Annotated in this window: 9 protein-coding genes, 7 tRNA genes and 2 rRNA genes; 16 read left to right on the top strand and 2 right to left on the bottom strand. The window is 36.5% G+C overall.

Annotated elements, in window-relative coordinates; genetic code table 11:
* The first annotated feature begins 43 nt into the window (after positions 1-43).
* The 11 genes from ACWJJ7_RS11580 (at position 44) to ACWJJ7_RS11530 (ending at position 5585) form a co-directional block, all read left to right on the top strand.
* A 23S ribosomal RNA gene (locus ACWJJ7_RS11580) occupies positions 44-2986 on the top strand.
* A gap of 219 nt (positions 2987-3205) precedes the next feature.
* Positions 3206-3322 (top strand): 5S ribosomal RNA (gene rrf, locus ACWJJ7_RS11575).
* 35 nt (positions 3323-3357) lie between these two features.
* Positions 3358-3432 (top strand) — tRNA-Glu (locus ACWJJ7_RS11570).
* Between the two features lie 7 nt (positions 3433-3439).
* Positions 3440-3523: transfer RNA gene (locus ACWJJ7_RS11565), tRNA-Leu, on the top strand.
* A gap of 11 nt (positions 3524-3534) precedes the next feature.
* Positions 3535-3608, top strand: a tRNA-Gly gene (locus ACWJJ7_RS11560).
* Positions 3609-3625: 17 nt separating this feature from the next.
* A tRNA-Arg gene (locus ACWJJ7_RS11555) sits at positions 3626-3702 on the top strand.
* A gap of 8 nt (positions 3703-3710) precedes the next feature.
* A tRNA-Gln gene (locus ACWJJ7_RS11550) sits at positions 3711-3785 on the top strand.
* Positions 3786-3789: 4 nt separating this feature from the next.
* Positions 3790-3865, top strand: a tRNA-Lys gene (locus ACWJJ7_RS11545).
* Between the two features lie 10 nt (positions 3866-3875).
* Positions 3876-3950, top strand: a tRNA-Glu gene (locus ACWJJ7_RS11540).
* Between the two features lie 141 nt (positions 3951-4091).
* Positions 4092-4784 (top strand): DNA/RNA nuclease SfsA, encoded by a 693-nt coding sequence (sfsA, locus tag ACWJJ7_RS11535; RefSeq protein ID WP_462962248.1) that lies wholly within the window; start codon positions 4092-4094, stop codon positions 4782-4784.
* A gap of 276 nt (positions 4785-5060) precedes the next feature.
* The gene (locus ACWJJ7_RS11530) at positions 5061-5585 is read left to right on the top strand and encodes an NAD(+) diphosphatase (RefSeq protein WP_462962247.1); all 525 of its coding nucleotides are present in this window, start codon (positions 5061-5063) and stop codon (positions 5583-5585) included.
* A 258-nt stretch (positions 5586-5843) separates the two neighbouring features.
* Here ACWJJ7_RS11530 and ACWJJ7_RS11525 read toward each other — a convergent pair whose 3' ends face one another.
* Together ACWJJ7_RS11525 and ACWJJ7_RS11520 are read right to left on the bottom strand one after the other, a co-directional pair.
* The gene (locus tag ACWJJ7_RS11525) at positions 5844-6188 is read right to left on the bottom strand and encodes a hypothetical protein (RefSeq protein ID WP_462962246.1); all 345 of its coding nucleotides are present in this window, start codon (positions 6186-6188) and stop codon (positions 5844-5846) included.
* Between the two features lie 2 nt (positions 6189-6190).
* A complete protein-coding gene (locus tag ACWJJ7_RS11520) occupies positions 6191-7432 on the bottom strand; it encodes a DUF1576 domain-containing protein (RefSeq protein WP_462962245.1) in 1242 nt (413 codons plus the stop codon).
* A 231-nt stretch (positions 7433-7663) separates the two neighbouring features.
* On the opposite strand from ACWJJ7_RS11520, the gene ACWJJ7_RS11515 reads away from it, so the two are divergent.
* From ACWJJ7_RS11515 to ACWJJ7_RS11495, 5 genes are all read left to right on the top strand, one after another.
* Entirely contained in the window at positions 7664-8377 is a 714-nt protein-coding gene (locus ACWJJ7_RS11515) for a hydrolase (protein ID WP_462962244.1), read from the top strand.
* Between the two features lie 55 nt (positions 8378-8432).
* Positions 8433-8621, top strand: coding sequence for a hypothetical protein (locus ACWJJ7_RS11510; RefSeq protein WP_462964984.1), 189 nt, complete (start codon positions 8433-8435; stop codon positions 8619-8621).
* A 345-nt stretch (positions 8622-8966) separates the two neighbouring features.
* A complete protein-coding gene (locus ACWJJ7_RS11505; protein WP_462962243.1) occupies positions 8967-9155 on the top strand; it encodes a hypothetical protein in 189 nt (62 codons plus the stop codon).
* 374 nt (positions 9156-9529) lie between these two features.
* Entirely contained in the window at positions 9530-10603 is a 1074-nt protein-coding gene (locus ACWJJ7_RS11500; protein WP_462962242.1) for a pyridoxal-phosphate-dependent aminotransferase family protein, read from the top strand.
* Between the two features lie 172 nt (positions 10604-10775).
* Positions 10776-11687, top strand: a complete 912-nt coding sequence (locus tag ACWJJ7_RS11495) for a D-2-hydroxyacid dehydrogenase (protein ID WP_462962241.1) — start codon at positions 10776-10778, stop codon at positions 11685-11687.
* Positions 11688-11702 lie beyond the last annotated feature (15 nt).

Here is an 11702-nt window from a genome sequence, read left to right as displayed (position 1 = left end):
TCGCAAAATTAATATAACCGTCTATGTAAATAGACAGAATCAAGGTCAAGCTACAAAGGGCGCATGGCGAATGCCTTGGCACTAGGAGCCGAAGAAGGACGCGTTAAGCTGCGATAAGCTTTGGGTAGGCGCAAATAGCCTGTGATCCAAAGATTTCCGAATGGGGGAACCCACATAGTAACAACTATGTACTGCATACTGAATAAATAGGTATGCAGAGGTAGACCCGGGGAACTGAAACATCTAAGTACCCGGAGGAAGAGAAAGAAATATCGATTTCCTAAGTAGCGGCGAGCGAAAGGGAAAGAGCCCAAACCCAGGTCTTTGACCTGGGGGTTGAGGATAGATCATAAATACTGCAATTCCTTAATTGAAGATAGCTGGAAAGCTGCTCCGCAGAAGGTAATAGGCCTGTAAATGAAAAGGAAAAACAGTCAGATCTAATCCAGAGTACCACGAGACACGTGAAACCTTGTGGGAAGCTGGGAGGACCACCTCCCAAGGCTAAATACTACCTAGTGACCGATAGTGAAGAAGTACCGTGAGGGAAAGGTGAAAAGAACCCCGGAAGGGGAGTGAAATAGAACCTGAAACCGTGTGCCTACAACCGGTCGAAGCACTTTATATGTGTGACGGCGTGCTTTTTGTAGAACGAGCCAACGAGTTACGATATGTAGCAAGGTTAAGTACTTAAGGTACGGAGCCGAAGGGAAACCAAGTCTGAATAGGGCGTTGTGAACGCAAGTTCACGAAGTTGCATGTCGTAGACCCGAAACCGGGTGACCTATCCATGGCCAGGATGAAGCGGAAGTAAAATTCCGTGGAGGTCCGAACCACGTTGGTGTTGAAAAACCATGGGATGAGCTGTGGATAGCGGAGAAATTCCAATCGAACTCGGAGATAGCTGGTTCTCCTCGAAATAGCTTTAGGGCTAGCGTCGATTAATTGAGTAATGGAGGTAGAGCACTGAATGGGCTAGGGGCTGACAACAGTTACTGAACCCTATCAAACTCCGAATGCCATATACTTTTATTTCGGCAGTCAGACTGCGAATGATAAGATCCGTAGTCAAAAGGGAAACAGCCCAGACCATCAGCTAAGGTCCCAAAGTGTAAGTTAAGTGGAAAAGGATGTGGGATTTCTAAGACAACTAGGATGTTGGCTCAGAAGCAGCCACTCATTTAAAGAGTGCGTAATAGCTCACTAGTCAAGAGATCCTGCGCCGAAGATGTCCGGGGCTAAAACTTACCACCGAAGCTATGGGTGTACACAATTGTGTACGCGGTAGAGGAGCTTTCTGTACTGGCTGAAGTCATACCGTAAGGAGTGGTGGACGGTACAGAAGTGAGAATGTTGGCATGAGTAGCGAGAGTTAAGTGAGAATCTTAACGGTCGAAAACCTAAGGTTTCCTGAGGAAGGCTCGTCCTCTCAGGGTTAGTCGGGACCTAAGCCGAGGCCGAAAGGCGTAGGTGATGGACAATCGGTTGATATTCCGATACCACCAATGGACGTTATTAGAAATGGGATGACGCAGGAGGATAAGATGTGCACACTATTGGATGTGTGTCTAAGCATTTAGGCGGAGCAAGCAGGCAAATCCGTTTGCTCTTAACGCTGAGATGTGATGGGGAAGGGAATTTATTCCCGAAGTATCTGATTCCACGCTGCCAAGAAAAGTCTCTATCGAGGATATTGGTGCCCGTACCGCAAACCGACACAGGTAGGTGAGGAGAGAATCCTAAGACCATCGGAAGAATTGTTGTTAAGGAACTCGGCAAATTGACCCCGTAACTTCGGGAGAAGGGGTGCCTACGTAAGTAGGTCGCAGAGAATAGGCCCAAGCAACTGTTTAGCAAAAACACAGGTCTCTGCTAAAGCGAAAGCTGATGTATAGGGGCTGACGCCTGCCCGGTGCTGGAAGGTTAAGGGGATTACTTAGCGCAAGCGAAGGTATGAACTTAAGCCCCAGTAAACGGCGGCCGTAACTATAACGGTCCTAAGGTAGCGAAATTCCTTGTCGGGTAAGTTCCGACCCGCACGAATGGCGTAATGATTTGGGCACTGTCTCAACAACACATCCGGCGAAATTGTAGTGCAAGTGAAGATGCTTGCTACCCGCGATTGGACGGAAAGACCCCGTAGAGCTTTACTGTAGCTTAGCATTGAATTTCGGTATTGTCTGTACAGGATAGGTGGGAGACTGAGAAACATGGGCGTCAGCCTGTGTGGAGTCATCCTTGGGATACCACCCTGACAGTACTGAGGTTCTAACTGGAGGCCATGAATCTGGTCACAGGACATTGTTAGGTGGGCAGTTTGACTGGGGCGGTCGCCTCCAAAAAAGTAACGGAGGCGCCCAAAGGTTCCCTCAGCGCGGTTGGAAATCGCGCGAAGAGTGCAAAGGCAGAAGGGAGCCTGACTGCGACACTTACAAGTGGAGCAGGGACGAAAGTCGGGCTTAGTGATCCGGTGGTACCTCGTGGGAGGGCCATCGCTCAACGGATAAAAGCTACCTCGGGGATAACAGGCTGATCTCCCCCAAGAGTCCACATCGACGGGGAGGTTTGGCACCTCGATGTCGGCTCGTCGCATCCTGGGGCTGAAGTAGGTCCCAAGGGTTGGGCTGTTCGCCCATTAAAGCGGCACGCGAGCTGGGTTCAGAACGTCGTGAGACAGTTCGGTCCCTATCCGTCGCGGGCGTAGGAAATTTGAAGGGAGCTGTCCTTAGTACGAGAGGACCGGGATGGACAAACCTCTGGTGCACCAGTTGTCACGCCAGTGGCATCGCTGGGTAGCTATGTTTGGAAGGGATAAACGCTGAAAGCATCTAAGCGTGAAGCCCACCCTGAGATGAGATTTCCCATAACGCGTGTTTTTAACACAAGTTAGTAAGACTCCTGGAAGACCACCAGGTTGATAGGTTAGAGGTGTAAGCATGGTAACATGTTCAGCTGACTAATACTAATAAGTCGAGGGCTTGACCTAAATATATAATTAAAAATAATGCGATATACTTCTTTCGTAAGAAAGAAGCAAGGCTTTAAGCGTGAGCGAAAAGACTAATTCACTGTGCAATTTTGAGAGAATACTTTTCTGTAAAGGAAGTAAAATTTCTCTATATAGAGATAATAATGAGAATATATTTTATATATAATATCCGTAGTCAACGACGGTAGATTCTCAATTATTGTTTCTAAAAATAAATCTGGTGATTATGGCATGAAGGTAACACCCGTTCCCATACCGAACACGAAGGTTAAGCTTCAATGCGCCGATGGTACTGCAGGGGTGACCTTGTGGAAGAGTAGGTTGTCGCCAGGTCAATACTAAAATAAGAATATTTCAGTATTTTATAAGGCTCCTTGGTCAAGCGGTTAAGACACCACCCTTTCACGGTGGTAACAGGGGTTCAATTCCCCTAGGAGTCACCATATGTATGCAGGTGTGGCGGAATGGCAGACGCACTAGACTTAGGATCTAGCGCTTTACGGCATGGGGGTTCAAGTCCCTTCACCTGCACCATATTTATATAAGCGGGTATAACTCAATGGTAGAGTGTTAGCCTTCCAAGCTAATTACGAGGGTTCGATTCCCTCTACCCGCTCCATTTTATTTATTTAATATGCGTCTTTAGCTCAGTTGGATAGAGCAACGCCCTTCTAAGGCGTGGGCCGGGGGTTCGAATCCCTTAAGACGCACCATACAATATTGGGGTATCGCCAAGCGGTAAGGCACCACACTTTGACTGTGGCATTCGTAGGTTCAAATCCTGCTATCCCAGCCAATATGGTTTACTAGCTCAGTTGGTAGAGCACATGACTTTTAATCATGGTGTCCGGGGTTCGATTCCCCGGTAAGCCACCAAATTTTATAAGGCTCCTTGGTCAAGCGGTTAAGACACCACCCTTTCACGGTGGTAACAGGGGTTCAATTCCCCTAGGAGTCACCATAAAAAAGCCCTTGCAAAAGCAAGGGCTTTTTTATGTCGTTATATAATAATCAATATTTCCACATAAAATAATATTTTGATTGTGGATAATGTTGATTATTTTTATTTATTAGTGTATATTTAAAAAATGGAGATGAAATTATGTTTATAGATAAAAGAGTTTTTGTTGCCGAATTTATAAGAAGACCAAATAGATTTCAAGCTTATGTAAATCTCAATGGCAAAGAAATAATAGTACATGTTCCTAATACGGGAAGATGTAAGGAAATACTAATTCCAGGCTCCACAGTCTTATTAAGAGAAGAGCTTAATCCTACTAGAAAAACATTATATGATCTAATTGCAGGATATAAAGATAATAAAATCATTAATATAGATTCACAGATTCCTAATAAAGTTGTCGAGGAGGCATTAAAAGATAAAAAGATACAAAATTTGGTTAGATATAATATAATACAGAGGGAAAAGACTTTTGGAAATAGTAGATTTGATTTTAAACTATCTAATGACATGGATGAAGAATATTACCTTGAGGTAAAAGGGGTTACATTTGAAGTAGATGGTAAAACTAAGTTCCCAGATGCACCTACAGAGAGAGGTAGAAAACATTTATTAGAGCTTATAGAGGCTAAAAAAAGAGGATTTGGAGCTGGAGTACTATTTCTTATTCAAATGAGCAATATAAAAAATTTCTCTCCATATGATGATATGGATGTAGCGTTTGGAGAAGCATTAAGAATAGCATGCCAAAATGGCGTTGATATTTTTGCTTACGAATGTGAAGTTAGTGAAAAGTTTATAACTTTAAGTAATCCGGTTGAAGTTGTTTTATAACTTTAACGACATTTTCGAAGGAAAGTCTCCATCTTATATAAGAGGCGGTTACGCACTATAACAAAGAAAAAACTTCAGTGGGAGTATAAATTTCCTTCTGAAGTCGTCGATGCATCTTCTGCGAAGCTGTTGCAGCACCGCAGGTGATGATTTAATGTACCTTCGAAGATAATGATTTAAGCAATGTGATGACAATTGTTTTAAAATAAACAATAATTGAATTAGAATGTTAACTAACATATGGATTAAGAACATAGGAATTAAGGAGGTAAAAGTTTGAAATTTATATATTGCCCAATTTGTGGAACAGAATTAATAGAGAAAGATAGCTGGGATGAAGGGGCAGTTCCATATTGCCCTGTGGATGATATTATGTATTTCGATACACCAAAACCATGTGTGGTAGTTGCAGTTATGAAGGGTAAACAAATTTTACTTCTTAAACAAAACTACACTTTTAAGAATTCAAAGGTATTAGTATCAGGATATGTAAATACTGGAGAATCTGTTGAGGACACTGTTCATAGAGAAGTTAAAGAGGAAACTGGAATAATCGTTGGAGAGATAAAATATTTGGGGAGTGATTATTTAGCTTCTAAAGAAATTATAATGTTAACTTTTATGGCTAAGTATGTTGAAGGTGAAATAAATAAGTCTCCTGAAGTTGATTGGGCTGATTGGGGAAATATAGATGATGCCATATGTGAAATGAGTGAAGACGAAATAGGGAAAAGAGTTGTAAGAAAATTGCTGAAGGAAATTGAATATAAGGGAGAAAAGGCGTATAGGTGTGATATATAGGCTAATTACTGCTATATTAAATAAGAAAGAATAAATTTCCGTAAAACAATTTAAAATCCACTGTGAAAGTTTAACGACATTTCAGAAGGAAAGTCTCCTAGTTCTATAAGTGGGAGTATAAATCTCCTTCTGAAGTCGTTAATATACAGCTCCGCAGGAGATGATTTAACAATATTTCAGAAGATTCAAAATTAATAATTGTTTAATCTTCTGAAATTGTTAAATGGAAAGTGAGCTAACCTAGCTATTTAAAGCGCTTTATGGAATCCTAGTTAAAAGTATCTCTAGATACTCGCCATCTACATAATTTACGTGAGATTCATCAATCATCATACCTACGAGGGTAAGTTCTGTACATGTATCATTATCCCCTGTAAGATTCCAATAGTATTCTTCCATTTCATGGCATCTTGGCGCAGTTAATGATTGTTCTAAAAGCTCAAGATTTTCTTTGGATATAAAGGAAATTTGCGCCTTTACAAATATGACAATTTTTTTATTTTCTTTATTTATATCAATGTGAACATTATCTGAACCATGTTTATAACAATAACCCATTAATTCAGTTACTATTTTTATATTTCGTTGATCTGTATGTTTCAATATTAATCAACCTCCTTTCTAAATGCAGTAATAATTGGAATAAGGATTATACATACTATTCCTCCTGAAAAACCGTTATTGTATAAATTTAAGCCACCATGAAGATAGCTAATATTCATGCACAGGCAAATGTGTAAAAATCCAGCAATAGCACCATAAGACCATCCAAATTGTCCTGAAATAGGAGCTAACGTTGAACTAAATAAAATGCCTAATATAATCCCAGGTGAATTGATTTGCCAAATATTTAATAGAGATGCAAGTGTTGCGCCTATCATAACAGGAAATACATTTCGTAGGTGCTTTCCAAATGCGCCAAAACCAACAATGGTTAATATTCCACCTATAGTAGGACCATTTAAATCTCCTCCGATTAATAGTACGTAAATAGTTGAATATACACCTAGAATGCCCATGTTTATCATAGTAAGACCACGCCCAAATAAAAGGTAATAATCACTTACTAGTCTACCAGGTTGTTTATAAAGTTTAAATAAGTTTTTAAAACTTTTATCGTTATATATGAATCCGACTACTATCATTAGTATGAATAAGGAGATTAATATTATAGAAAAAAACAAATTATTTCCTGTAGACCAAAGCAATCGACTTTCAAAATTTATACCAAAAGCTCTTAGTAAAGACATGAGCAAGGTTGCAAGAAGGCCAGCTGCGAAACCTATATTATAAAGGTTATAACCTTGGTGAAGCTTTATACAATAAGCTGCCAGTGGAGGGAAAATAAAGCCAATAAAAGTGCTTATTAATATTCCTATAATTATATTTCCTATAAAGGGTAAATGACCTAAAAATGCTAATTGATTAACGGTAGGAGATAAAGTTGTTCCAAATAGTGCTATTAGAACATAATTTATAAACTTTTCTTTTTGATATCTAGAATATAACCAAATTCCAAATATTATTGGCCAGATATTTACAATGCTTTTTCCGAAAAGAGAGAAACCAGCCATTGTAAATAGTGCGGCTATAGTGGAACCATTTGGTTTTATTCCTACATACACAAGTAGAAATATAGAGGATAGAACTACTAAAGACATATTAAAAAAAGTAGCACCAATTCCTGCAAGTTCTATGTAATCTGTAATTAGTATATTAGATTCAAAAAGTATTTTTTTAAAACCTATGAAGATTTCAGCTGGGGTATCCACAACAAATGCCAAAATCATGAAAAATAAAGATAGGCAAATAAACATATAATAGGTGGAATGAATTTTTCTTCGCATCAAAGGCCTCCTTAATGTATAAACTTGAACTCTATGTAATTATTTTATAGTAAATGCATAATAATTACTAGTATAAATAAAATAATATAAGTATTAAGGGTAGAATTAAATAACCATTATAAGTATAATTATAATGGCGATGTTGATAAAATATTAGTAGCTTCATAATAATTAGATTAAATTTTATATTAGTGTTAATATAAATAATTATAAAAAGAGAGAAGGATAAAAATGGAAAAAAACATTGAAGGTAAAAATTCAAGCAAAAAAGTACCTCAAATAACAGGGAGTTTGAGGAGCCATATGATAGAGTTGCCAAGTGCAATTAGGGATGCTAGTGGAATTGTAATATTTGGGAAAAGGTTGAAATCTTTTGTTTTTACTACAGATGTAGCAGTTATAAGAAATACAAACGCGGATGCAATTATTGCAGTATATCCATTTACACCTCAGCCCATAATTACAGAAGCCTTAGTATTATCAGCAGATGTACCAGTGTTTTGTGGTGTTGGAGGAGGGATTACTACAGGGAGAAGGGTAACAAATTTAGCACTAGATGCTGAATTTAAAGGTGCTATGGGGGTAGTAGTTAATAGTCCTATATCAAATGATGTTATAAGACAAGTGAGGAGAACTATAGATATTCCAATAATAGTTACAGTCGTATCAGAATTTGAAGATACAGAGGCTAGGATAAATGCCGGAGCAACTATAATTAATGTTTCAGGTGCTAAAAAGACATCGTATATAGTTGGAAAAATAAGAGAAAAACATCCCGATTTTCCTATAATTGCGACAGGTGGTCCCAATAATGAAACTATAAGGGAAACTATAAAAGCAGGGGCTAATGCAATTACATATACCCCCCCAATAGTAGCAGATATTTTAAATGAAATAATGATTAAGTACAGAACGATTTACGAGACAGAGAATGAAGAAAAATAATATGTGAGATATTAACTAATGATAAAAAATTTTAATTAAAGTGGTAGGTGATAAAATGGCTGTAGGTGGAGATAACTGTGATAAATGTCCTGAAGCTTCTACAAAACAGTGTAATGGCGGAGACGTGGACTGTATATGCAAAAGATGCCCAAGAAATTTAAGGCAGTGTTTAACTACAAAATATTGTAGAGAAACTGAATCTATAATTAATATAAAAGATTACTGGTGGGAAACCCTTGAATAAGGTAGTAGGATGAAAGTTGTAAAAACTTTAATATCATATATAAACAATAGATTATTTAGATTATTAGTATAATAAAAGATGCTATTTTAAATAGCATATACAAGCTACTAGAACATTTTATGTTTTAGTAGCTTTATTTAATTCGTAGGAAATTATAAAAAAAATTAAAATTATTTAGATTAGAGAAGTTTTGGTAAAATATGATTTTTAAAATATGAGTCTTAAAGTTATAGTATTTGTGTTAATTATGTAAGAGGAAAATTTATAGAGGAATTATTTGATGAAATTAGGGAAATAATAAGGAGAAATTAATTAGGTTTCTAAATTATAAGGAGGGACAGTATTATGCCAAATATAGAACAGATGACACATGTAGCAAATAGCTGTAATGGATATGACTCAGTAGGAACAGGATTTCAATCTTCAATAGGTACATCATTTAGTAAAAGTTGTGATAATTGTAATCATTTAAAAAATAATAAATGTGAAGTTAATCTATATGACAAGGTTTTAGCAGGATTAGATCAAGGTTAATGCAAGTATTAAATCACTAATATTTTAACGGCATTTCAGAAGAAAAGTCTCCCACTTCTATAAGTGGGAGTTACATATCATAACAAAGAGAAAACCTGTAAAGAATATAACAAACATCGTAGGTAAAATTAATTTATTCTCCGAAATAATGTTATAATAGTAATTTAAAGACATATTATAAAATATATGCTATAATAATATAGATTTGTATATTGAATATAGATCTATGTATTAAATATAGAATATTCATAATATTTATTTAAAAATATTGAGAAATTTATATTTAAGTGTTAAAATTAAAATAGTTATTAGACTTCAAGACAAATCACAAGATGAAGAAAAAATGGAAAAAACTAAAACTTGGAGGGCGGATTATGCATAAAAGATTATTTATACCAGGACCAGTAGATGTAGCAGAGGATGTACTTCAAAAAATGGCTACGCCTCAAATATCACATAGAGGCAAGGAAGCATCGGAGTTACAAAGAAACATAAGCGACAAAATGAGAAAAGTATTTAATACCAAAGAAGAAATACTACTTTCAACTAGTTCAGGAAGTGGACTAATGGAAGGTGCTGTACGTTCATGTACAGCTAAGAGAGCAGCAATATTTTCAGTAGGAGCATTTGGAAACAGATGGTTTGAAATGTGTACAGCTAATGGAGTACCAGCAGATAAATTTGAATCTGAATGGGGACAAGCAACAACTCCAGAAATGATCGAAGAAGCATTAGTAACCGGTAAATATGATTTGATAACGATTACTATGAATGAGACGTCAACAGGACTCGTGAATAATATGGAAGTTCTTTCATCGGTTTATAAAAAATACCCTGAGGTTGTAGTATGCGTTGACACAGTAAGTAACGCTGCTGGAACAGAAGTAAAAGTAGATGAATGGGCTATAGATATTTGTATAACTTCAACTCAGAAATGTTTAGGATTACCTGCAGGAATGGCTATTTGCACATTCTCAAAAAAAGCAGTAGAAAGAGCTAAGCAAGTTACAAATAGAGGAGTATATTTTGATTTATTAGGATTATATAATTGCATTCAAAAGAAGGATTATCAATATCCGTCTACTCCTTCACTTGCACATATGTTTGCTTTAGATTATCAGTTAGATAAGATATTAGAAGAAGGATTAGAGAACAGATATGCTAGACATATTGCTGGTGCTGAACTTGTTAGAGCGTGGGCTAGAAAATATTTTGAAATATTCCCTAATGAAAACTTTTTGTCAAATACATTGACTAATGTTAAAAACACAAGAGGAATCAGTATTTCTGAATTAAATAAGAAATTAGGTGAAAGAGGCTTTATTATTTCTAATGGTTACGGAAAATTAAAAGATAAGACCTTTAGAATTGCTCATATGGCTGAAACTACACCAGAAGAAGTGAAAAATTTATTGAAAATAATAACCGAAATTTTAGAACTTAAATAATTAACAATTAAATTAAGAATGAAAAATTGTAATGTGATTTTTCATTCTTAATTTGAGTTTATGTAATTATTGAAAATAATATAATTGGTTTAATAATCCACTAAAGTGGATGAATCCACTAAGGCGTCTAAATTAAAGTAGAATATTTCTTTATATAAAGAGGAGGATTATCATGATTAGAGTATTAGTTACTGATGGTATGGAAAAAAATGCTGTTAAAGAGTTGAAAGCTAAAGGGTTTGAAGTTGTTGAGAAGTTTTATGAACCAGAAGTTTTAGGTGAAGCATTAAAAGAGTTTGATGTAATTGTAGTTAGATCTGCAACAAAGGTTAGAAAACCAATAATCGACAAAGCGGCAGAAGCGGGAAGACTAAAGCTTATAATACGTGGAGGGGTTGGCGTTGACAATATTGACGTAGCATATGCTAGGGAAAAAGGAATAAATGTCTCTAATACTCCCAATGCAAGTAGCGCATCTGTAGCTGAACTTACGCTTGCTCATATGTTTGCAGTATCAAGATTTGTTAATATTTCTAATGTAGCTATGAGGCAAGGAAAATGGGATAAGAAAAAATATGTAGGTGTAGAAATTGCCGGAAAGACTTTAGGTTTAGTTGGGTTTGGAAGAATATCAAAAGAACTAGCTAAAAAAGCATCTGCACTTGGAATGACGGTTATATATACAGATATAGTAGGTAAAGCTAAGGATTGTGATGAGTACGAATTCTGTGAATTAAATGATGTATTAAAAAGAGCAGATTATTTATCATTACATATACCATTCATTAAAGAGCAAGGAGCTACGATAGGAAAAGACCAATTAGATATGATGAAGGATGGATCATTCTTAATTAACTGTGCTAGAGGTGGAGTAGTTGATGAAGCTGCTTTAGTAGAAGCTTTAGATAATGGGAAATTAGCAGGAGCTGGAGTAGATGTTTTTGTTGAAGAACCAACTAAAAATGAAACTTTAGTTAACCATCCAAAGGTTTCTGTAACACCACACATTGGTGCTGCAACGCAGGAAGCTCAAACAAGAATAGGTACTGAAATAATAAGTATTATTTTAGATTTTTTCAAATAAATTAATTAACTACAG

Source organism: Clostridium sp. CM042 (genome assembly GCF_055080995.1).
Note: the sequence above shows the minus strand (reverse complement) of the source record. Positions and strands in the feature narration are given on the sequence as shown.

Excerpts from the sequence above, each read along its gene's own strand:
- ACWJJ7_RS11510 (WP_462964984.1), top strand. The coding sequence starts at position 8,433 with ATGGCTGTAGGTGGAGATAACTGTGATAAATGTCCTGAAGCTTCTACA.
- sfsA (WP_462962248.1), top strand. The coding sequence starts at position 4,092 with ATGTTTATAGATAAAAGAGTTTTTGTTGCCGAATTTATAAGAAGACCA.
- ACWJJ7_RS11515 (WP_462962244.1), top strand. The coding sequence starts at position 7,664 with ATGGAAAAAAACATTGAAGGTAAAAATTCAAGCAAAAAAGTACCTCAA.
- ACWJJ7_RS11505 (WP_462962243.1), top strand. The coding sequence starts at position 8,967 with ATGCCAAATATAGAACAGATGACACATGTAGCAAATAGCTGTAATGGA.
- ACWJJ7_RS11500 (WP_462962242.1), top strand. The coding sequence starts at position 9,530 with ATGCATAAAAGATTATTTATACCAGGACCAGTAGATGTAGCAGAGGAT.
- ACWJJ7_RS11520 (WP_462962245.1), bottom strand. The coding sequence starts at position 7,432 with ATGCGAAGAAAAATTCATTCCACCTATTATATGTTTATTTGCCTATCT.
- ACWJJ7_RS11495 (WP_462962241.1), top strand. The coding sequence starts at position 10,776 with ATGATTAGAGTATTAGTTACTGATGGTATGGAAAAAAATGCTGTTAAA.